Genomic DNA, 19,949 nt, shown 5'->3' on the forward strand with positions numbered 1-19,949 from the left:
GATGTTTTGAGCTATTTGAAAAAAAAGTTTTATAAAATAGAAAAAGACACTACATTTGCATTCCCGAAACGGACGAAGGGTACCATAGCTCAGATGGTAGAGCAAAGGACTGAAAATCCTTGTGTCACTGGTTCGATCCCAGTTGGTACCACAACATCAAAAAGGTCATTTTCAATCGAAAATGGCCTTTTTTTGTTTAAAAAAGCTATTTTGTGCTAATACTTCTCAGGTAACCCGATCGGGTGTCTTTGCAATTCAGCAAAAAAATATGTCGAATTCGGTCCAAAAAAATTGTCCCAAAATTGTCAGCGAATTGGGTGCGTTTTTTTAGGACCTGTAAAGTCAAGAATATGGCTACAGTACATGCGGTTATCCTTCCATTAAAAAAAAGAAAAGATGGGACTTGGAATGTAAAGATCAGAGTGAACAAAGACGGCAGTTCATCTTACATTGAAACATCCCATTTCGTAAATTCAAGACAGATCTGGAAAAAGAATCAGATCAAAGATCCAGGCATTCTCGCGATGATTGAACCGGTATTGACCCAATACAGAAAAAAGATCGGGGACCTAGCTAGCAAACTCGATACCTATTCCGCGGCAAAGTTAGCCGATTACTTGATCGGTAAAAAGGAGATCAAAGCAGAAGATATTAATGTTGTTGCTTTCGGCCGGAAACGTATCGAGGAACTAACACAGGCTAACCGCTTGGGCAGTGCAAAAAATATGCAAACGGTGGTTAATAGCCTGATCGATTTTTTCGGTACGGAAGATATCCGGATCAACGATATCCGATTTAAGATGCTTCTTAAATATGAGGCATTTCTTCGGAAGCCACGTGTCCAGATACGGCTCGATCAGTTTCAGAGGCCTCAAACGCGGGCGATAGACGGTTTGACGAATAACGGGCTGCATAATCACATGCGCGATTTTCGAATACTGTTTAACAACATTAAGGAATTTTATAATGATGAAGACGAGGAAGTGATTGTTGTGAAACACTATCCTTTCAAGAAATACAAAATACCACAGGTACTGCCAAAGGAAAAACCAAAGCTGACAATAGCACAGGTGGCAGCCATAAGGGATTTTAAAGCAGAACCGGGCTCCCGTGCCGAACTTGCCCGCGACCTTTTCATGTTAAGCTTTTATCTATGTGGAATGAATGCTGTGGATATGTATAAACTCCCACCTGCCGATGATTCAAACATACGGATCGGCTACAATCGCTCAAAAACAGCTAGCAGAAGGCGTGATCAAGCATATATCAATATTTTGATTCCTGAAGAAGCAAGGCCCATTTATACCAAATATGCTGGCACCTTGCAAAAACGTTACGCCAGCCATAGCGGTTTGGATCATGCTCTTGCTTTCGGTATTAAAAAGATAGGTGCTGCGCTCGGCCATAGCGATCCTGAGTTTTATGATGCGCGGCACGCGTTTGGTGATTTTGCAAGAAACAGATGCCGCTTCAGTATGGATGACGTCGGCCTTTCGATGAACCACAAAGATCAGTCGAACCGTGTTACCGATATTTATGTCGCTAAGAACTGGGATATTATTGATGAAGTGCAATCTAAAGTTATCGGCCTTCTCTCCTGTTACGACCTAGCTACAGCACTTGGCATCACCGGAGATAGAATTGAGGTGCCTTCAGAAATTACCGTTAAACCAGAAATTTTGCGAATGCAGTTTTAGAATTTATCGGTGAAGAACATTTATTTACCTAATGATAAGGGTGGTTTGTCGGTAGTAGCTTTGTGACAATGCATGATTAGAAAGCGTCACCTATCCTTACATTATCGCCTTAGGCTCAATATGGTTTAGGGAATGAACCGGCAATCGAAATCAAAACGAGTAAAAGCTGTTTCAATGAGAGTTGTTTACCAAGCTCTTCTTGAGGCGGCATTTACTCAATGAATTTGAACAGGGTTCTGCCTATTCTTATGCTTAAATTTACTGAAATGTCATTAACTTGTCTACCCTTTAATTTTTTCAGTTAGGTACTTTTGTTACGACGATGAAAGCGGCGATTCGGGTCTATTTAATCCAGGAACCAGAATAAGACCGGGTCTCCATATTTAATTTATACGGCTATAGTTAAAGAAAACTTGCTAACAATTGCTAAAGTGAATTGTTAAAAAGCCCGGATTTTCAATTCGGGCTTTTCGTCTTTTGCTTAAAAAGTACAAAAATCCTCGTTTTGAAAGGAATGTTCGTGAAACTGCTGACTCAAAGTTATTTCGGCAGAAAAATTATAAAAGGCAAAAGTAAAAATAAGCTGCCCATATTTTCTTGATTTTTGTCAAGTGATATTTTCACATACTTTAATCACCTTTAAGATTTTAATAGCGACCATGTGCCAGATGACCGAGTTCAAAAACTATCTCCATCAATATTTTGATATCAGTACCGATGACTGCCAAACACTGGCCAGTTCCTTCAGCGCCGAAACCATTAAAAAAGGCGAATATTTTTTACGCTCGGGTTCGCCCGGTAAGAGGCTCAGCTTTATACAGGAAGGCATGCTACGGATCTATGTGAGCCGGCCCGGCAGGGAAGTCACACAATGGATCAGTACAAAAAACTCCTTTGTGACCGATTTCGACGCTTTCTTTTATCAAAATCCGTCGTTGCGAAATGTTCAGGCGCTGACGGATTCTCGTTTATTGACAATCAGCTACGAACAATACCAGTCGCTTAGTAAAAAGATTTCCGCCTGGAACGAATTTGAAAAACGATTCATCGGTAAGTGCTTCATTTTTATGGAAAGCCGTGTTTTCGATTTGATCTCTCTTTCTGCTGAAGAACGCTACAAAAGTTTATTTGAGCAGAACCGCGAACTTTTTAACCAAGTGCCCCTGCAATATCTCGCTTCTATGCTCGGTATGACACCGGAAACATTCAGTCGTATCCGGAAAAAACAAGCTTTTTAATTTCTTGATTTTTGTCAAGTGGTCCATTGCTCCCTTTTACTCACCTTTGTAAGGTCAACATTCAGACCTTACACTATGTTTATCGGACACTTCGGGCTCTCATTCGCTGCAAAAAAAGCCGCGCCAAAAGTCTCATTAGGAACTTTATTTATTGCGACACAGTTCGTAGATATCTTATGGCCTTTTTTACTGGTATTCCATATCGAAAAAATGGCTATTGTACCCGGTTACACGAAAGTGAACGCCTTTGAATTTCTCTATTTCCCATATACGCACAGTTTGCTGATGGGGGTGATCTGGGGCGTGCTGGCTGGGGGCCTTTACCGGTTGTTCAAAAAGGACACGCGGGGCGCTGTGGTGATCGGGCTTTGTGTTGTCAGTCATTGGTTTCTCGATCTGGTTGTACACACCGCTGATCTGCCGCTCACACCCTTTGGAAACTACAAATCAGGTTTTGGCCTGTGGAATCATTTAGCAGCCGCGCTGATCGTGGAAACTGCCATATTTCTGCTGGGAACTTATATCTATGCTGCCTGCACCCGGGCCAAAAACAAAACCGGAAGCTGGTTACTATGGAGCTTAGTGATCTTACTCTTGGTGATCAGCGCCGGCAATACCTTCGGGCCGACACCCGCACCGGACGGCTCATTGGTTTCGTTGTTCTTCTCTTTTATGGTTATGATCGGTCTGATCGTTGGACTTGCTTATTGGGTTGATCTTAACCGTGAGGCGGTTTAATAGAAACAAATTGATGAGAGATCAAAGCACGCCGTTAATGCCATTCACGCGCAGGATGTTTCTGAGTATACAGATCGAAGAAGCCGCTATGACTTCAATCGCCGTTTATTTCCTGACGTTCCATGGACTGGGGATATCGTTTTGGTGGTGGATTCTACTGTTTTTCAGTCCCGATATCTCTATGCTGGGTTATCTGGTGGGCAGTAAAGCGGGGGGATGGCTTTATAACCTGTTTCATCACCGCGCCCTAGCTTTGACTATGGCGTTTACCGGATTTTTAACACACCAGGAAATCGTGATGGCAGCAGGTATACTGTTATTTGCCCATTCTTCATTCGACCGGATGCTGGGTTTCGGCTTAAAATATCCTGATAGTTTTAACCATACCAATCTTGGATGGACGGGTAAAGATGAACGCGCCACGTTATGAAACAGTAATCAGGCAACGGCCTGTGTCATGAAACTATCTTTTGACAATGACTTGAATGATGTCAATTATCAGTACTGATCAACGAATGCATGCATGGGGGATTACTAAGTAGATCATAGTCCCAGTTATATTGCTACAGGAATGACAGCTTTATCGGTGCCTGTAATGATTTTCCTTTTTAAATCTTCCGGCTTAAATGGCTTTAATAGGCAGTCATCAATAAAAGGGAAACGCTCCACCTCATCCATTGCAGCGCCGATCGAGGCAGTGAGCGCAATGATCCATGGCACCGCTTCACCAGGATGAACCGCCTTCTTAATGATCTTAGCAGCTTCGAACCCATCCATGACCGGCATATTAATATCCATTAATATGATGTCATACCGTCGCTTGCTGCACATATCTACGGCGAGTCGGCCGTTCAGCGCTTCATCCGCTTTAATATTCCAGCCGGCTAATATCTTTTTGACCACCATGATATTTAATTTCTCATCGTCTACAGCCAGGACTATCAGATGGGATAGATCAATGGCTTTTTTAGGCTCACCGTCCAATGATAACGATGCAGCAGGCGCTGCTATATCATAACTGATCAAAAAACGGAACAAGGTGCCTTTTCCCTCTTCGCTCTTCACCAAAAGTTCGCTGCCGTGTAGCTTTAGCAACTGTACAGCAATAGTCAGCCCTAAAGTAGTCTGGTACTGCCGCTGGTTTCGTCGGGCCTTCTTTTTGAAGGGGTCAAAGACCTGTTTGAGTTTGGCCTTGGAGATGCCGATGCCGGAATCTTCGATACTGAAGACTATCTGGACCCGGGTTGCGCTTTCAGGCTGAACAGCAACCGAAATATTGACAAATCCTTTTTCAGTGAATTTGATGGCATTCCCGATGAGGTGAAATAATACCTGGGTCAGGCGCAGTTCATCGCCGATGAGCACCAGTGGCTGCGCAGCTTCCGCTATCCGGCAGCTAAAAGAAAGGGCTTTTTCTGCTGCCTGTGCTTTAAATGTATTGCATACGCTGTTAACTGTGCTGTATAAGGAAAAATTTGACCGCTGTAGGGCTACCTTCCCATTATCAATGTTATTAAAATCGATGATCTCGTTGATTGTTGCCATCAGGTTTGCCGCCGAGAAATGCAGCACTTGCAGATTTTCCTCCTGCTCGGGCAGTTTAGGAGCTTGCATCAACAGGTTGCTCATACCCACGACCGCGTTCAGCGGCGTACGGATCTCATGTGACATGGTATTCAAAAAATTGGTTTTAGCGGCGGCCTGCGCTTTTGCATCCAGCACGGCAGCCTCCAGGTGACGCTTGAAACTGTGCTCCCGCATTTTGAATTTGGTCAGTGACCTGAAAAAAAGATAATGGATATACAAGATTAATGAAAAATTAACGGCAATGGTAACCGCATAGGCCGGGAGGTTGATATTCGCACGACGGAACGATAGCCCAGTGGCGAGAAAATCATTCAGAACGACGTCTGTCAGCAACGGGAGCATGGCTGCGAAAGCGTATTTTAACCCATTTTTTGCCCCAAGCAGGTAATAAGCAGCGGATATCACCAGCAAACAATATTGCAGGTTGACCACATAGAGCGGCTGCCGAACCAATAATACATTAGTCCAGATCATGACGGTCAGGCAGCAAAGAAAGTAATGAGCAGTAAAGCGCCATGGTTTTTTGCTCAGAAATAAGTAAAAAGCTGTGGCATAGGCGATCATAAAAATAAGAATTCGGTGTAAGAGCAGGTTGCCGGCGGATACCAGATAAATAGCGGTCAGGATGATGGTCAGCGCCAGAAAGGTGAAGATACAGGCAAATAGGATGCGAAGCCGTGTCCTGTTGAGTATTCCCTCATCCATTCGAAGTATCCGGCGATAAAAGTGGATATAGAAGTATTTCATGGAAAGCAGCTAATCAGGTGTGCAATGCTATAAAGCATTACAACTGATCTGTTCTTTTGTTCTGAGCGCCAGGCAGAAAGCAATTACCCAAGTCGGCATGGCCATAAAAAAGACCGAGCTTTTGCCACTTCTGATTCCATCCAGATGCAACCGCGATTAGCCTTGACAAAGTCTTTTGTAGTAGCAGGCCGAAGCCACTGCCTTTTTCCTTTCGGGTAACAAATACTTACCTCAATCTTTGAGCGGTTCTAGAGGGTGGAAAGCGACCATACAATCTAAAAGGCTTGCCGCCAACTACGGTGATTACAGACGAGATCGGCCCGCTACTAAGTGAAGGAAAGCAATTGGCAGATAAATTAAAAGCCGAGGGAGTACAAACGGACAGTAATAACTACGTTGGCGTTACGCACGGATTTTCGGTATGGGCGCAATTGTTCTCCTGGCGAAGGGTGCTGAAACACACGCGGTAAGCCAGCTAAAAATGGCTTTCAGAAAACAACTCTTTGAAACACGGCAGGCCAGTTTAACCTTGCCGTATTTATTTTAACTCATAAGATTCCCGTAGGGATAATTTGTGATCCTGTTGGTAAATATTATATGCTAAATGGTGCTTAAAAAGCACTTTTTTTTCCTTTTAAATCAAACAGGTCAGGAGTTATTTGATGCTGTTTGAACAACTATAAGAACATGCGGTTATCGTCTTTCAAATTTTATAAAAATACGGGAACTTACTATAGATATGAGCATTGCACATACTAAAAATTGTAGGCGTGACACCGGGTTAATTTGCCACGTCCTGTAAATTTCAAAGGTGCAGGCAGCTTCAAATTGTCTTTAAAAGCGGGCAGGTAATGAGTAGCCGCATCACCCTGCCGGCTTAGTTCGTTCGCCTTACAGGTAACTCCACGTTTATATACGTTTCAGCAGCGAAGCCGGTATACACTTGAATTGCTAACGGACAATACCGTTTGTGTCGCTTTAAGCCAGTTAGCCAGACTAAAACGGGAGCCCCGTTACGTTTATGAACTATTGGATGAACAGAACCTGGCAAATGCACTATCAGAAGGGCCAGCCAGATTCAGCCGTGCCATTGCAGAGCGGCTGATCGCTGATCCGGCACTACAGAATCACTCTGAGACGAAACTGCCGCCTTATGAGATGCTGAGACGTATTACAGTAATAAAAGCGAATAATAATGGCGCGATCTAATACTTTGATAATGCGCTGCAGCAGGCTAAGAATCAGATGACCCGGCTGGTAGAAGTGAATACCATCGCAGCACGGTTGAAACTGGATGATATGCAAAGCAGCTACATTCTGCGCGAGGAAGGTTTTAAGTGGGAGCAGCTTTGGTTGATCTTTAGTGTTGTTACGATCGGGCTGGTACTGATTGTAGCTGCCATTTTATACCGTAGCATTCGTCAAAAGCGATATTTCGAAAAATTGTTATATGATTCCCAGCGCGACGAGTTGTCTTTTATTAACTCGCACGAGGCACGCCGGCATTTGTCAAATATTTTAGGGATCATTGATACGATCAGTCACAGTGGAGATAAGCACAAGGGTTACCTGGAAGCCGGGGCACATTTGCTGAAAACGGCCGAAGCCCTGGACAGCAGCATCCGGCATATTGCAGACAAGCTGAATGACAAGCATTAAGCCTTGAGATGAGTTACCGCCCGCTTGACCCGGATACGGAAGTAGTCATAAAAAAGAGTGATCAATAATAAACCGACCGGGACATAAAAAGCTGTAAATCGTAATTTAAGAAATGCAAACCCGCCGATGAGGCCGCCCAGCAAAAAGAAAGTTATGATGGCAAGCCGTAACCAAATACGCCTTTGGTGGGCTGCGGTTAAATTTTTATAGGAAAGTAACGCGGCCGACAGGTCAATGCCCAGGTCGGTGAACATACCTGTTAGATGCGTGGTGCGTACCACCGAGCCGGATACCATCGATACCAGCGCATTCTGCATCCCCATGGCAAATAGTAAGCTGCCCGCGAAATATTCGGTTTCCGGCAAGGTATGTTGGTAGTCATGGCCGAACCCCGCCACGCTCAATAAAATCAGGATAATTACAACGATCGGTGCCGTATAGGCAAACGACTTATCCCGGCCCACCTTGCCGATATACAGGCTGGAGGCGAATGCGCCTGCCAAAAACAGCAGCAGCCAAAGCCCGACCATCCGTGCCGCCCGCCATTGCCCGGTGGCCAGGTTGATCGCTAAGAGGGCCGCATGCCCGGTGACATTGGTGGTCAAAACGGCAAAGGCGATAAAACCTGCCGCATTGATAAAACCGGCGTTCAGGCAAAGTAATATAGCCAGGCGCAGGTTATGCGCAAAACTTCTTCTTTCTCCGGTGTGTCGAAACATAGCTAAATATCGTAAAAATCAACGAATTCGTTTGGGTTTTGCCCGATACAAGCCGGCTGCAATTTCAGCGGAATGATTTGAGCTGTGCCCTCACCCAGATACCCGATATGACAGCAGGTATCCAGCGTTCTGCCGGGCATCGGCTCCAGGTGCCGCTCATAAAGACCATATCTTTTGCCTGCTGACCCTTGTTAGCATCTTTTAATTTAAGCAGGAACAAAGTGAATCGTGAATAAGGGCAGCCGGCGACCGCGCCGGCGGCGAGGGCTTGTCGGTAGACTACGGGCGGCGCGCTCAGTGTTTGTTCCACAGCCTCCTCCGGCGTTAGCCTTTCTCCGGTCGCATAGAGCGCTCTTAGTTGACGCAGAGTAGCCACAAGGTTATGTGCAGCTACTGCCACCCCATGCATGGCCACTATATCGTCATCCAGCAGAGTACCGAGCAGCTTTTTGGCGCGGTTTGCTTTGCCAGTCAGCTGCCACCAGAATAATTTGGGTAAATTTTTAGAGGTTGCATCTTCACGCAGGGCGATGGCGGCCTGCCAGCTTTCCGCCGTAGCGCAAAAATCCGGCTTAAAGACAGATCCTATCACCTGTTGTACCAGTATGCCGGGTTCGCCATCAGTTTCCTGTCTGATCCAGGCAGCCAGCGGTTCCAGTTCCTCCGCGCCATTGGCCATCGCAGCGGCACGGGTATTAAATTCCTCCCATAACTGTGTATAGCGGGTGATCCTCGCCGCATCATTCTTTGGCGTCATATGAGGAAAGTGAGTACCTTGATAAGACAAATTGCGCAGCAAACGGCCCAGCAAAAGGCCATTCAGCGGCGGCCAGAAAACGAAGCGCCTATCTATCCGTTCGTCAGTGGCTAATGCCCGTATCGTTGCGGCATCGTCCACAACGATCTTATGCCTCAGGTTGCTGATTTCCATATCTTAAAAGTATTCTCGTAATGACCGCCGGCATCCCGGACGGTCAGGGACAGGTGTTCTTTCCGCATAGGAAAATGTTGATCGGCCACTTGGTAGATTTGCTGTAGCAGGCTCCCCAGCCGGTGTTCCACTTCGAAGTGGGAAACAGATATGTCGATCTGATTAGCGACCGCGTTAACAACGCCATCCGTAGCAAGTTCGCTTTTGATGAGCCGGGCAACGCCCGTCGTCAAAGGGTCCAGTTGAGATAGATCGGGAGGCGTCATTTTCTACGTCTTTAAGGTGAAAAATCAAACCGCTTGGAAACTCAAAGATAGGTATTTGCATCATCTTGGCAAATCATGGTCATGGTAACCGGTAATTTTTTAATTCGAATGTCAAATAAATAGACCAAATTTAAAATTTAGTCGAAACTTATTATCTTTACACCGATCATTTTTAACATGGGCTCAGACAGAAAGACACTTATCTTATCAGCCGCAAGGCAGCTCTTCCAGGAAAAGGGCCTGGGAATGTCCACTATGGAAGATGTGGCCAAAGCCGCCGGCATGGGCAAGAGTTCTCTGTATTATTATTTCAAGAGCCAAGAAGAGATCTTTGATGCGGTGCTGGAGGCAGAAGTCGGAGAGATTCTACAGGAATCGATCAGGCAGATGAGCCGAAAAAATGGCTTGTCCGCCAAATTGTCCGCTTTTGCTAATGTCAAATTTGAAATGGCCCGAAAACGGAAATTTTTATACCGGGCGACGGAAGCCGGCATAGACGCCGAAACGCTTTCCCGTTACCAATCCTTAAAAAAAATGATACATAAACGGTACCTGCAAAAGGAAACTATTTTATTGCAGCAGCTTTTTGTTACGGCTTGTGCGGAACAGGAGATCAGGGAGCTAAGCCGAGAGGCGCTTGATAACGCCGTTTTTGTTTTTCTTGCCGCACTGAGAGGCATTAACAGGGAAATTACGCTGCACTGGACAGCCGACGAAGCCCCCGGCAGGCTGGCTGCTTTATGTGAAATTTTTTATAAAGGACTTTTGTAATTTTTTTGATCTTTTTTCGACCAAATCTAAATAATAGTCTAAAAATATGAAATTATTCAATGCCTTTCGTGTTTTCGAATCCCGCAATTACAGCTTGTTCTTTACCGGGCAGCTTATTTCCCGTATTGGCATGTGGATGCAGCGAACCGCGGTGATCTGGGTTGTTTATACACTAACACATTCTGTGTTCCTGGTGGGTCTAACTACCTTTGCGGAACAGTTTCCGTCGTTCCTGCTATCGCCTGCCGGTGGTATTGCCGCCGACCGTTACGATCGCTTTAAGGTGCTGATGGTAACCCAGATTGTTTCGGCATTGCAGGCAGCGGCGCTTACGCTTGTTTATTATTATAGCGTTAACCCGTTTTGGGGATTGCTGCCTTTAAGTGCATTGCTGGGAGTAGCCAATGCTTTTGATGTACCCGCACGGCAGGCTATGGTTAATGATATGGTAAGCAAGCAGGAGGATCTGCCCGGAGCCATTGCCATGAATTCATCATTGAATAATTTGTCGCGGCTGGTAGGCCCGGCACTTTCAGGCGTGGTGATGGCGAAACTGGGAGCCACAAGTTGCTTTATAGCTAACGCGGTTAGCTTTGTAGCGGTGATTATTTGTTTGAACCTGATGAAGTTTCCTAAAAAACAAATCGTGGGTAACCGAAAAAATGCATGGACCGACTTTCGTGAAGGATTAGCTTATACCCGTTCCCAAAACGAGATCAGTAAGGTACTGTGTCTTATTGGCTTGGTTTGTCTGCTGGTAGCCACCTATAATACCTTACAGCCATTTTATGCCCGTGATGTTTTTAAGGGAAATGCGGCGATGTACGGATTTATTACCGCAGCTACCGGCCTGGGGGCGTTGGTTAGCACGCTTTTTATTGCCGCACAAAAAAACAGCAGCAGGTTAAAACAAATGCTGTTTGTTAACCTGATCGCATTAGGGTTTGGATTGATACTCATGTCTCATATGAAATATCTTTTGGTTTATCTTTTGTTATCCTTTGTTTGTGGTTTTGGTACCATGTCTGTAATACCAATTTGCAATACCATTATCCAAACCGTTTCAGAGGCGCACATGCGCGGCCGTGTGGTAGGCTTTTTTGCAATGGCAGCTTTCGGTACACTTCCAATTGGTGCCCTTGTGATTGGCTGGCTGGCCAAGGCCATTCATCCCCAAAACTGTATGCTTGGTCAGGGAATACTTTGTTTAATTATAGCGGCTGTGTTCTTCCGGTTTCTGAGCACACCGATGCCTGTTTTAGAGAAGAACCGGGAAACAACCAGTGAGAATTAGTAAAAGAATATTTTAAACATTAAAAACAAAACACAATTATGGAGTGGTATCAGTACATCGCCTGTTTTTTTGCAGGCGCTTTTTCCGCGAACGTTGTACCGCATTTTGTTGCGGGCATCCAGGGTAATAAATTTCCAACCCCTTTTGCCAAACCGCCGGGTAAAGGCCTTTCGTCCGCTACGGTAAATATGACTTGGGCTCTGTTCAATATGCTTGTTGCAACGCTATTTTTCAAATCCGGACACATGGACACTGGTCATCCGGTTACATTGGTCGTGTTTTTTGCGGGCGTCTCGGTTTTAAGTCTTGGGTTGAGTAAGCGTTTCACCGGGAAACACCACGATTAGCCGGGAACAATTATGCGCACGGGTTTATTTCTTCGCAATCCTTCAGCAGATTTTTTAACGCCAAGGTGCAACAAACACTGTCCGCATTCCGGCGGTCATCTGCTATTTTTTGAGTCCGGGGAGCTTGATTGACCGGTCGGCCGGTCTGAGCTGCCTGTTCTCAAAAACATAGGTGGTATTCCTGTCGGCCATCTAATCGATCAGCTTGACAATACTCAGGTAATTTAGCCCGATGCCTAAAGGAATACCGATGAACCAGTCGGTCATACCGGTGCGCGGGTCAGCGGTAAGAATATCATAATACCCAATAGCGATCGGTACAAATAACAGGATGGCAGTCATCATGCCAGGGTTATACCATGTTTTGTCTGATATTAAACAAAATGGTATGTGTAATGAAATTTCCCGCGGAGATCAGTACCCTACTAATAACCAGCCATCTAAATTGAGCGCCGAAAAGCGCTGCCAGCAGGTACGCAATCCAACCTATGACCACGTTGACGATTAGTAACCGCCAAATTAAGGAGCGCATCTTCATGCGCCTTTTCTGTTTAAATCAGTGGCCGTCTTCAGGCCTCTGCGATTCCGCTGGTAAACAAACAAACCGGGCCGGATATCATCCATCGAAGAAACCCGAATGTGATTTTCGGACTCGTTACCCGCAGCCACAATCTTAATCGCCGGTTTTTCCGGGTACACAACCTAGGAGCAGAACTTCAGGTCGAGTTCTTTCTTCATGGGCCGAAAGATCAGGAATCCTACGCGCCTGGTAAATACAATTCGGTGTTACACCGATAAGCGCCTTTGGCCAATCTGCCACTTCGGAAAGTATTTTATCAAAAGCTAACATCCGCTCCGGCGAACGCCTCCGGACAAACTGTTCAGGCTCACCCGCTGGCAATAATGCCAGTAATCTTTCCAGTGCAATTCGCGGTCACATTTGGGGCAGGTCCAGCTCATTAATTATTTTATTTCAAGTCAACTTATACCAGCCTTTAATTGCCGTCATAATTTTACATACCTAACTCAACGATCATTAAAGCTAAACATTGTAATTTTATGTGTTCATAACAGTTTAAATGATGATAGGTTAATTAAACAGCTTTCGCCGTCCAATCATTCTTACTTACATTTGGCCAAATAAAACTTTAATCTCTTAGGAGGATATTTTTTTGGTGGAACAAGGCCTACCTCTCGCATGAATTTTATAGATAATAGCATTTAAAAGAAATTGTAGCAAGTGCACCTGGGTGCCTTTATCTTCCAACAGTACAATGGCCTCTTTCAGCAAACTTTCCAATGCCAGGCACCCATTAACGGCGCCTTTTTTATCCTGGGGTTTAATATATTTTCCAGTTGACTAATTGGGCTCTTGGTTTAGCCCAATAGCTGTTTTAATTTGTCCACGAACAATTCTTTTAAGGGCTTTCTTGTTCCGGTATTCGCTTACATGTGCTGCGATGGCCTTTTGCAGTTTTTGCTATTTTCTCACTGCGCTAATCTCACCGCTGCGTTCTAAGTAGGCTGCCTCTATTTGATCCAGTTTATCTGTTACCGCGGTACGCCGGATCCCCTGCAACACATCGGCCTGGCTGACCAATGCGCGGTCCATATTTTTCTTCACAAATTTTCCATTTTCAAACAAGGTAATTTTATCACCTTCAATGAAATTGGCCAATTTTGGGCGCCGGGCCATTAACCAGCCAAACAATCTGTGCAAAGCAGTAATGATGGTACAAGTAATAATGGTTGCCAAAAAAGGTGAGGCACCTACGATCCCCCGGCTGAGGGTGGCACCCAGCAAGATTACAATGATATTATCCAGTGCTGTGTGGATACCAAAGCTTCGCCGGCCGGATAGACGGATTAATATAAAAGCGAGAAAAAATACCACAATGCCACGGGCGCTCATTTGCAAAGCGTTCAGCTCTTTGCCTTCGCCAAAAATTTTAAGTAATAGTTCCATCTTCAATCAGTTTTAGGGCCTGCTCAGCATTCAGCCTGGCGGTGATCTGAAATTGCTTACCGGCCTGTTCATTATAGTTTTTAAAAAAGTATTCTAATTGATTTAATATAGCCTCCGGCAATTCGTCCAGCCTATTCACTTCTGAAAACAGCTGCGAAACATCGGGCACGCCTACGAAACGGTCGTTCCGCATTTTTTTGCCGTTTCGTTCAGTTTGCTCCGCCTGGAAAGCACCGATTATCCGGCAATCGATCAGGCAACCCGGAAAGGTGCCACGTTCATCAATAACGATAATATCCAGCGGGTCACCGTCTTTGCCTCTGGTATTGGGGATCATGCCGAAATCAAAGGGGAAAGCCAGCCCAGCCGGCAATATTTTGTTCAGGCGAAAACGGCCTTCCTTATCATCATAATCAAACTTTTGGTTAACGCCCTTAGGGCTTTCAATCATAACTGTAATAGTTTCAGCTTGCATGGTCCGCGCTTAATTTAAATGTTTTAACTCCTGGTCATAACCTTGCTATAGTTTTGACGGGGGCCTAAATTCCCGAGGCCTATAATTAACTTGCTCATGCCTGAGCAATCTTATAATCCCGATGGCAGTTTTACGCTACCGTTTTTGATCTGTTTTTTCAATTTCACCGATCTTCAATAAATTTTTTGTCGCCGGTCCGGTCAATACATTGCCGTCGATATCAAAACGTGCCCCATGGCAAGGGCAGTCCCAGCTTTTCTCCTCGCCATTCCAATTCACAATACAAGCCGCATGGGTGCAAACCGGACTTAAAGCATGAATTTCCCCATCCTCGCCACGATAGGCGGCGATCTTTTGCCCGTCCACTTCTACCACCTTGCCAGTGCCGGGCGTCAGGGGTTTGAGTGAATCGCTTTCATGGATACCGAAACGGTCGGCTACAAAATGATAAGCCACGTCAGCATTCTCTTTCATGAATTCGGTAAAGCTATCTACCGGTTTGGCGCGTGAAGGACTGAACAGTTTTTCATATTTATTTTCCTTTTCCAGGATCAGGTCACTTAATATTTTCCCCGCCACACTACCCAGCATCATTCCGTTACCATTATAGCCGGTGGCGCAATAGATGCCATTAGCCGACATGGGCATTTTCCCGATATAAGGCAAGCCGTCAACCGGTACATAGTATTGTGAAGACCATTTATATTTGACGGATGATACACTATAGTATTCCCGAACGTATTTCTCCAATTCGCCAAATGCCTTTTCAGGATCCTCGTGGCCAGTCTTATGATCCAGCCCGCCGACCAGCAACAGTTCCTCATCATCAATCATATGTGTGCGCACATAATGATAAGGCTCCTGCGAATCATAGATCAGCGCTTCCGGATATTTACCGCTTTTGAGCTTTACGGCCAGCACATAACTGCGGTAAGGCGCGCATTCAAAATTGAACAGGTTAATATTGGATGGCATGTGGGTGGCATAAATGATATGCTTTGCCCGGATACCGCCTGCGATATGTAGGCCATCCTTACTTTCAATGTTTTCAACACGAGTATTTTCCTTAATGATGCCGCCGGCAGCCACAAAGGCATCTTGCAGTTGATTAAGATATTTTAAGGGATGGAACTGTGCCTGATCGGGCCAAAGCAAAGCTTTTTTAAAAGGCACCGGTGTCGGTACTTTATCAGTATAAGCGACAGCTACGCCGACTTTGACTGCCCCCTCATAGATCTCATCCAGTAATTTGACTTCCTCATCATTTTCGGCGTAAAGATAGGCTGGCCTTACTTCAAAATCACAATCCTTTTGCGAGGTCTTGATCAGGTCGTAACCCTCACGTATTGCTTCCGCAAATAATTTTGCACCATCTTCACCGAAGGCGCTTTCTGCTTCCCCAAAAGTCGTATCTGCGAAGGTATTAATGTGCGCACTCGTGCCCCCCGTTGTGCCAAAACCCACATAATATGCTTCCGCAATCAATACTTTTTTGCCCGATTGCTGCAATAGTAAGGCAGCCGTTAAGCCGGTAATACCTGCACCAATTACTAACACATCGTAAACATTGCCAGATTGCCTGTCTGAAACAGTTTCTTTAATACCAGTTTGCCAGGGACTTTCCAAGGCCCCATCACGGAAGATTTGGAGTTTCATTTTTTTCGCCATATACTAATTACAAAAAGCCGGCGGACTGTGTTTGAAATTATCAATATTATTAAACAATAATATTTACTTGGAGTTAATTATAGACATCAAAATTAATTCAAACCTATGAAAGCAGCAGTATTTCACAAAGCCGGCCAGATTACCTGCGATACCGTGGAAGATCCGCGTATTGAACTGGCGACTGATGTCATTTTAAAAGTCACCGCTACTGCGATCTGCGGATCAGACCTGCATATCCTGAGTGGCGCAGTGCCACAAAAAGAACCGATGATCATGGGCCATGAGTTTATGGGTATCGTGGAAGAAGTGGGCAAGGAAGTCAAAAGCCTGAAACGCGGCGACCGTGTAGTAGTACCTTTTCCAATCGCTTGCGGACACTGCTTTTTTTGTACCCATGGCGCATCGCCAGCCTGCGAGAATTCCAACTACAAAAACTATGGCCCCGAAGGCGATTTGATGACCGGAAAGGGCGCTGCCTTGTTTGGTTATACGGATCTCTATGGTGGCTATTCCGGCGGGCAGGCACAATATGTACGTGTCCCTTATGCGGATATCAGCCCGCGCATCGTGCCGGACAACCTGAGCGACGAACAGGTATTATTTCTGACTGACATTTTTCCTACAGGATGGTCGGCTATTGATTGGGCGCAGCTGAAAGGGGGCGAAATCGTAGCGATTTTCGGTTCTGGCCCGGTGGGATTAATGGCGCAAAAAGCAGCCTGGCTGAATGGTGCGGGACGTGTAATTGCTATTGATCCCTTAAACTACCGGCTTGAAAAAGCAAAGGCGGTAAACAATGTAGACACCCTGAATCCGCATGAAGTGGATGTGGTAGAAGCAATCCGTGCGATGACCAATGGTCGCGGGGCAGATGTTTGCGTGGATGCCGTTGGCTTCGAGCCCGAACGCAGCTTTTTTGATAAGGTTAAGGCAACCGTGAATTTCGAAAAAGGAAGCATCAAAGTGCTGGAAATGGCTTTCAAGGCCGTGCGCCGCATGGGCACCGTTTCCATAATGGGTGTTTACGGTTCCCCTTATGACAATTTCCCGCTGCACCGACTGTTTGATAAAGGTATAACCCTGAAAATGGGCCAGGCACCGGTATTAAATTATGTCGATCACCTGATAGAGCTGGTGAAAAATGACAAGGTGAAGCTGGATGACATCATCACTCATCGCCTGCCGCTCAGCCAGGTCGAGCATGCCTATAAGATATTCGACGAAAAAGAAGAGGATTGTGTCAAGATCGTTTTGGACCCTCACGCGTAATCATCGCCATGAAACATACCCTCACCAAACGGAAAAGCTGGAAAGCGATGCTGGCGGGTGCTGATCAGCCAGTACAATTACCTGTGGCACATGATGCGCTAACGGCAAGGCTTATTGAACTGGCCGGTTTCGATGCTTACCAGATCGGCGGATATGCTTTGTCTGGCGCTACACACGCCATCCCCGACGTTGATCTCGAAAAGTTCGGTGAGAAGAAGTTTTCTGCTGAATGGATCATGAATGCATCGCCACTTCCGGTATTGGTTGATATTGACGATGGGTATGGCGATGTGAAAAATGTTACCCGCACGGTCCAGGAGTACATCAGTCTGGGAGCTTCCGCCATTTTTATGGAAGACCAAAAACCGCCGAAAAAATGCGGGCACATGGACGACAAGAAAGTCATTAGAACCCGAGAAATGATCCAAAAGATCAAGGCCGCCGTAGCTGCCCGCGAACGCTATGATTTTTTCATTCTGGCCCGGACAGACGCTATTGATCCCGAGGGTTTGGAAAATGCCATTGACCGCGCAAAAGCATATCTCGATGCGGGTGCAGACGGGGCCTATCTCGAAGGCCCGCAAACCCTGGACCAACTGGAGCAGATCGGTAAAGCTTTAAACGGCGTTCCTCTGGCAACCAGCATACTGGAAGATGGCGGCAAAACGCCCTGGGTTTCTCCAAAAGACTTAAAGGATATAGGATTCAGTATGGTATTATATCCAACTACTTTGATCTTTCAGATCGTGTATACGCTCCAGCGTGCATTGGAAAACTTAAAACACGGCAAACCCACAAAAAGCGCATCCATTAATATGGACGAATTTATGAACATCGTAGATCTGCCTTACTGGAAGCAGATTGAAGAAAAATTTGAAGGGAAATCAATATGATCACCAAAGAAAAAACACCAAAAAAGCAAAATAAACAGCCGGGTATTGAAGCGGAAATGGACCCGGCACCGGAATATATCAAAGAAAGCTACAAGGCAGCCGGAAAGTTAAGCGGCAAGGTTGCCCTGATCACAGGTGGCGACAGTGGCATCGGCCGGGCTGTCAGTATCCACTTTGCTGAAGAGGGGGCAGATATCGCCATTGTCTACCTCGATGAAGACCAGGATGCGGAAACCACCAAAAACCTGGTGGAAGCTGCCGGAGGTAAATGCCTGCTCATCAAAGGTGACGTTAAAAAGGACTCATTCTGCAGGAATGCGGTAGAAAAAGCAGTAAAGGAATTTGGTAAGCTGAATATCCTGGTGAACAATGCCGGAATGCAGTTCCCGCAAAAGGACGTTAAGGCCATTGACAAGGAACAACTGGAGACCACTTTTCAGACGAATATATTCGCATACTTCTATTTTGCAGAGGCCGCATTGGAATACCTGAAGGCCGGAGACTGTATTATCAATACGACTTCGGTAACGGCTTACCGCTCATCACCATCCCTGATCGATTATTCATCGACCAAAGGTGCCATCACCACCTTTACCCGCTCATTGGCAACCAATCTTACCGACAAAGGAATCCGTGTCAACGCGGTAGCACCAGGACCGGTGTGGACACCGCTGATCGTATCTTCCTTCGACGAAGAAAAAATCAAAAGCTTTGGGAGCGAGACGGCCATGAAGCGGGCAGGACAACCATCAGAACTGGGGCCAGCCTACGTATTCCTGGCTTCTGAAGATGCCTCGTTTATCACAGGCCAGGTTATTCACGTCAACGGTGGGGAAGTAGTAAACGGTTAAAACAAACAATCTACCTATAAAAACATCAAACATGGAAAACACAGGAAAATGGGCGCTGATAACCGGCGGGACAAGCGGTATCGGCAAAGAACTGGCAAAGCTGTTTGCAAAAGATGGTTACAACCTGCTCATCGTAGCACGTGATCAGGGTGAGCTCGACAGCACCGCAGCTGAACTTGGTTCATCGGGAACACAGGTCAAAACTATTGCTAAAGATCTTTCTAAAATGGAAGAAGCGAAAGCGCTTTGCGATGAAGTGAACCTCCCGATAGATGTATTGGTAAACGATGCCGGTCAGGGAGTTTACGGATTATTTACAGATAACGAGCTGGAACGCGAACTGGGGATCATCCACCTGAATATCTGCTCGACCGTCATCCTGACTAAACACTTTCTAAAAGAAATGGTATCCCGTGGTGAAGGTAAAATCCTTAACCTGGGATCAGTAGCCGGGAAGCTTCCGGGTCCGTGGCAGGCGGTGTATCATGCCACCAAAGCATTTGTGCTTTCATTTACCACGGCGGTCCGTGAAGAGGTAAAAGACAGCGGCGTAACGCTGACTGCCCTGATGCCAGGTGCAACAGATACCGATTTCTTTAACAAGGCGGGTATGCAGGAAAGTAAAGTTGTACAGGACAAAGATGCACTTTCCAATGCAGCGGATGTAGCCAAAGATGGTTATGAAGCACTGATGGCAGGCAAAGACCGCGTCATCGCAGGTTTCAAAAATAAACTGGAGGTAAATGCTGCCAATTTGATGCCAGACAGCGCCGTAGCACACCAGATGTACGAACAACAAAAACCGGTAGAGCAAGGACAACAACACAACTAAA

General features: G+C 45.8%; 22 protein-coding genes and 1 tRNA gene. 15 read left to right on the top strand and 8 right to left on the bottom strand.

Annotated elements, in window-relative coordinates; translation table 11 throughout:
* Positions 1-78: 78 nt before the first annotated feature.
* The 5 genes from PQO05_RS04735 to PQO05_RS04755 all read left to right on the top strand — a co-directional run bounded on the left by PQO05_RS04735 (position 79) and on the right by PQO05_RS04755 (position 4,103).
* Positions 79-151, top strand: a tRNA-Phe gene (locus PQO05_RS04735).
* Between the two features lie 199 nt (positions 152-350).
* A complete protein-coding gene (locus PQO05_RS04740) occupies positions 351-1,697 on the top strand; it encodes a site-specific integrase (protein ID WP_273631517.1) in 1,347 nt (448 codons plus the stop codon).
* Positions 1,698-2,365: 668 nt separating this feature from the next.
* On the top strand, positions 2,366-2,935 hold the full coding sequence (locus PQO05_RS04745; RefSeq protein ID WP_273631518.1) for a Crp/Fnr family transcriptional regulator: 570 nt from the start codon (positions 2,366-2,368) through the stop codon (positions 2,933-2,935).
* A 75-nt stretch (positions 2,936-3,010) separates the two neighbouring features.
* The gene (locus PQO05_RS04750; protein ID WP_273631519.1) at positions 3,011-3,673 is read left to right on the top strand and encodes a metal-dependent hydrolase; all 663 of its coding nucleotides are present in this window, start codon (positions 3,011-3,013) and stop codon (positions 3,671-3,673) included.
* A gap of 37 nt (positions 3,674-3,710) precedes the next feature.
* Positions 3,711-4,103 carry a DUF4260 domain-containing protein gene (locus PQO05_RS04755; protein WP_273631520.1) on the top strand — a complete coding sequence of 131 codons (393 nt, stop codon included), beginning with the start codon at positions 3,711-3,713 and terminating at the stop codon, positions 4,101-4,103.
* Positions 4,104-4,228: 125 nt separating this feature from the next.
* On the opposite strand, the gene PQO05_RS04760 is transcribed toward PQO05_RS04755, so the two are convergent.
* Positions 4,229-5,965: an ATP-binding protein gene (locus PQO05_RS04760; protein WP_273631521.1), complete on the bottom strand. Its 1,737-nt coding sequence runs from the start codon at positions 5,963-5,965 to the stop codon at positions 4,229-4,231.
* A 326-nt stretch (positions 5,966-6,291) separates the two neighbouring features.
* Between PQO05_RS04760 and PQO05_RS04765 the strand changes: the two genes are divergently transcribed.
* Positions 6,292-6,477, top strand: a complete 186-nt coding sequence (locus PQO05_RS04765; protein ID WP_273631522.1) for an alpha/beta hydrolase fold domain-containing protein — start codon at positions 6,292-6,294, stop codon at positions 6,475-6,477.
* 775 nt (positions 6,478-7,252) lie between these two features.
* Positions 7,253-7,666 carry a hypothetical protein gene (locus tag PQO05_RS04770; RefSeq protein ID WP_273631523.1) on the top strand — a complete coding sequence of 138 codons (414 nt, stop codon included), beginning with the start codon at positions 7,253-7,255 and terminating at the stop codon, positions 7,664-7,666.
* Here the strand turns inward: PQO05_RS04770 and PQO05_RS04775 are convergent.
* The 3 genes from PQO05_RS04775 to PQO05_RS04785 all read right to left on the bottom strand — a co-directional run bounded on the left by PQO05_RS04775 (position 7,663) and on the right by PQO05_RS04785 (position 9,582).
* Positions 7,663-8,385 (bottom strand): YoaK family protein, encoded by a 723-nt coding sequence (locus PQO05_RS04775; RefSeq protein ID WP_273631524.1) that lies wholly within the window; start codon positions 8,383-8,385, stop codon positions 7,663-7,665. The genes PQO05_RS04770 and PQO05_RS04775 overlap by 4 nt on opposite strands.
* Positions 8,386-8,449: 64 nt before the next feature.
* Positions 8,450-9,316, bottom strand: a complete 867-nt coding sequence (locus PQO05_RS04780; RefSeq protein ID WP_273631525.1) for a hypothetical protein — start codon at positions 9,314-9,316, stop codon at positions 8,450-8,452.
* On the bottom strand, positions 9,298-9,582 hold the full coding sequence (locus PQO05_RS04785; protein WP_273631526.1) for a hypothetical protein: 285 nt from the start codon (positions 9,580-9,582) through the stop codon (positions 9,298-9,300). Before PQO05_RS04785 ends, PQO05_RS04780 begins: the two co-directional genes overlap by 19 nt.
* Positions 9,583-9,759: 177 nt before the next feature.
* Here PQO05_RS04785 and PQO05_RS04790 point away from each other — a divergent pair, with 177 nt between their 5' ends.
* From PQO05_RS04790 to PQO05_RS04800, 3 genes are read left to right on the top strand one after another with little or no spacing between them, the layout of a single operon-like run.
* Positions 9,760-10,353 (top strand): TetR/AcrR family transcriptional regulator, encoded by a 594-nt coding sequence (locus tag PQO05_RS04790; protein WP_273631527.1) that lies wholly within the window; start codon positions 9,760-9,762, stop codon positions 10,351-10,353.
* Positions 10,354-10,399: 46 nt separating this feature from the next.
* Complete coding sequence (locus PQO05_RS04795) at positions 10,400-11,647, top strand: MFS transporter (protein WP_273631528.1); 1,248 nt, start codon at positions 10,400-10,402, stop codon at positions 11,645-11,647.
* A gap of 38 nt (positions 11,648-11,685) precedes the next feature.
* Positions 11,686-11,994, top strand: a complete 309-nt coding sequence (locus tag PQO05_RS04800) for a hypothetical protein (protein WP_273631529.1) — start codon at positions 11,686-11,688, stop codon at positions 11,992-11,994.
* A 192-nt stretch (positions 11,995-12,186) separates the two neighbouring features.
* On the opposite strand, the gene PQO05_RS04805 is transcribed toward PQO05_RS04800, so the two are convergent.
* Positions 12,187-12,339 (bottom strand): hypothetical protein, encoded by a 153-nt coding sequence (locus tag PQO05_RS04805; protein ID WP_273631530.1) that lies wholly within the window; start codon positions 12,337-12,339, stop codon positions 12,187-12,189.
* On the opposite strand from PQO05_RS04805, the gene PQO05_RS04810 reads away from it, so the two are divergent.
* A complete protein-coding gene (locus tag PQO05_RS04810) occupies positions 12,338-12,502 on the top strand; it encodes a hypothetical protein (protein WP_273631531.1) in 165 nt (54 codons plus the stop codon). The genes PQO05_RS04805 and PQO05_RS04810 overlap by 2 nt on opposite strands.
* A gap of 972 nt (positions 12,503-13,474) precedes the next feature.
* On the opposite strand, the gene PQO05_RS04815 is transcribed toward PQO05_RS04810, so the two are convergent.
* The 3 genes from PQO05_RS04815 to PQO05_RS04825 form a co-directional block, all read right to left on the bottom strand.
* Positions 13,475-13,960: a DUF421 domain-containing protein gene (locus tag PQO05_RS04815; RefSeq protein WP_273631532.1), complete on the bottom strand. Its 486-nt coding sequence runs from the start codon at positions 13,958-13,960 to the stop codon at positions 13,475-13,477.
* Positions 13,944-14,435 (bottom strand): inorganic diphosphatase, encoded by a 492-nt coding sequence (locus PQO05_RS04820; RefSeq protein WP_273631533.1) that lies wholly within the window; start codon positions 14,433-14,435, stop codon positions 13,944-13,946. Before PQO05_RS04820 ends, PQO05_RS04815 begins: the two co-directional genes overlap by 17 nt.
* 135 nt (positions 14,436-14,570) lie before the next feature.
* Entirely contained in the window at positions 14,571-16,091 is a 1,521-nt protein-coding gene (locus tag PQO05_RS04825) for an FAD-dependent oxidoreductase (RefSeq protein WP_273631534.1), read from the bottom strand.
* Between the two features lie 117 nt (positions 16,092-16,208).
* Between PQO05_RS04825 and PQO05_RS04830 the strand changes: the two genes are divergently transcribed.
* From PQO05_RS04830 to PQO05_RS04845, 4 genes are read left to right on the top strand one after another with little or no spacing between them, the layout of a single operon-like run.
* Positions 16,209-17,372, top strand: a complete 1,164-nt coding sequence (locus PQO05_RS04830) for a zinc-dependent alcohol dehydrogenase (RefSeq protein WP_273631535.1) — start codon at positions 16,209-16,211, stop codon at positions 17,370-17,372.
* Positions 17,373-17,380: 8 nt separating this feature from the next.
* Positions 17,381-18,265 (top strand): isocitrate lyase/PEP mutase family protein, encoded by an 885-nt coding sequence (locus tag PQO05_RS04835; RefSeq protein ID WP_273631536.1) that lies wholly within the window; start codon positions 17,381-17,383, stop codon positions 18,263-18,265.
* Positions 18,262-19,116, top strand: coding sequence for an SDR family oxidoreductase (locus tag PQO05_RS04840; protein WP_273631537.1), 855 nt, complete (start codon positions 18,262-18,264; stop codon positions 19,114-19,116). The genes PQO05_RS04835 and PQO05_RS04840 overlap by 4 nt, the downstream gene beginning before the upstream one ends.
* Before the next feature lie 31 nt (positions 19,117-19,147).
* Positions 19,148-19,948 (top strand): SDR family NAD(P)-dependent oxidoreductase, encoded by an 801-nt coding sequence (locus PQO05_RS04845; RefSeq protein WP_273631538.1) that lies wholly within the window; start codon positions 19,148-19,150, stop codon positions 19,946-19,948.
* The last annotated feature ends 1 nt before the right edge of the window (position 19,949 follow it).

Origin of the sequence: Mucilaginibacter jinjuensis (assembly GCF_028596025.1) — a bacterium.
In the GTDB taxonomy this organism is placed as follows: Bacteria; Bacteroidota; Bacteroidia; order Sphingobacteriales; family Sphingobacteriaceae; genus Mucilaginibacter; species Mucilaginibacter jinjuensis.

Bases quoted from the DNA above. Each gene is read 5' to 3' on its own strand.
- PQO05_RS04740 (WP_273631517.1), top strand. From the start codon at position 351: ATGGCTACAGTACATGCGGTTATCCTTCCATTAAAAAAAAGAAAAGAT.
- PQO05_RS04745 (WP_273631518.1), top strand. From the start codon at position 2,366: ATGACCGAGTTCAAAAACTATCTCCATCAATATTTTGATATCAGTACC.
- PQO05_RS04750 (WP_273631519.1), top strand. From the start codon at position 3,011: ATGTTTATCGGACACTTCGGGCTCTCATTCGCTGCAAAAAAAGCCGCG.
- PQO05_RS04755 (WP_273631520.1), top strand. From the start codon at position 3,711: ATGCCATTCACGCGCAGGATGTTTCTGAGTATACAGATCGAAGAAGCC.
- PQO05_RS04760 (WP_273631521.1), bottom strand. From the start codon at position 5,965: ATGGATGAGGGAATACTCAACAGGACACGGCTTCGCATCCTATTTGCC.
- PQO05_RS04770 (WP_273631523.1), top strand. From the start codon at position 7,253: ATGACCCGGCTGGTAGAAGTGAATACCATCGCAGCACGGTTGAAACTG.
- PQO05_RS04775 (WP_273631524.1), bottom strand. From the start codon at position 8,385: ATGTTTCGACACACCGGAGAAAGAAGAAGTTTTGCGCATAACCTGCGC.
- PQO05_RS04780 (WP_273631525.1), bottom strand. From the start codon at position 9,316: ATGGAAATCAGCAACCTGAGGCATAAGATCGTTGTGGACGATGCCGCA.
- PQO05_RS04785 (WP_273631526.1), bottom strand. From the start codon at position 9,582: ATGACGCCTCCCGATCTATCTCAACTGGACCCTTTGACGACGGGCGTT.
- PQO05_RS04790 (WP_273631527.1), top strand. From the start codon at position 9,760: ATGGGCTCAGACAGAAAGACACTTATCTTATCAGCCGCAAGGCAGCTC.
- PQO05_RS04795 (WP_273631528.1), top strand. From the start codon at position 10,400: ATGAAATTATTCAATGCCTTTCGTGTTTTCGAATCCCGCAATTACAGC.
- PQO05_RS04800 (WP_273631529.1), top strand. From the start codon at position 11,686: ATGGAGTGGTATCAGTACATCGCCTGTTTTTTTGCAGGCGCTTTTTCC.
- PQO05_RS04810 (WP_273631531.1), top strand. From the start codon at position 12,338: ATGCCAGGGTTATACCATGTTTTGTCTGATATTAAACAAAATGGTATG.
- PQO05_RS04805 (WP_273631530.1), bottom strand. From the start codon at position 12,339: ATGATGACTGCCATCCTGTTATTTGTACCGATCGCTATTGGGTATTAT.
- PQO05_RS04815 (WP_273631532.1), bottom strand. From the start codon at position 13,960: ATGGAACTATTACTTAAAATTTTTGGCGAAGGCAAAGAGCTGAACGCT.
- PQO05_RS04820 (WP_273631533.1), bottom strand. From the start codon at position 14,435: ATGCAAGCTGAAACTATTACAGTTATGATTGAAAGCCCTAAGGGCGTT.
- PQO05_RS04825 (WP_273631534.1), bottom strand. From the start codon at position 16,091: ATGAAACTCCAAATCTTCCGTGATGGGGCCTTGGAAAGTCCCTGGCAA.
- PQO05_RS04830 (WP_273631535.1), top strand. From the start codon at position 16,209: ATGAAAGCAGCAGTATTTCACAAAGCCGGCCAGATTACCTGCGATACC.
- PQO05_RS04835 (WP_273631536.1), top strand. From the start codon at position 17,381: ATGAAACATACCCTCACCAAACGGAAAAGCTGGAAAGCGATGCTGGCG.
- PQO05_RS04840 (WP_273631537.1), top strand. From the start codon at position 18,262: ATGATCACCAAAGAAAAAACACCAAAAAAGCAAAATAAACAGCCGGGT.
- PQO05_RS04845 (WP_273631538.1), top strand. From the start codon at position 19,148: ATGGAAAACACAGGAAAATGGGCGCTGATAACCGGCGGGACAAGCGGT.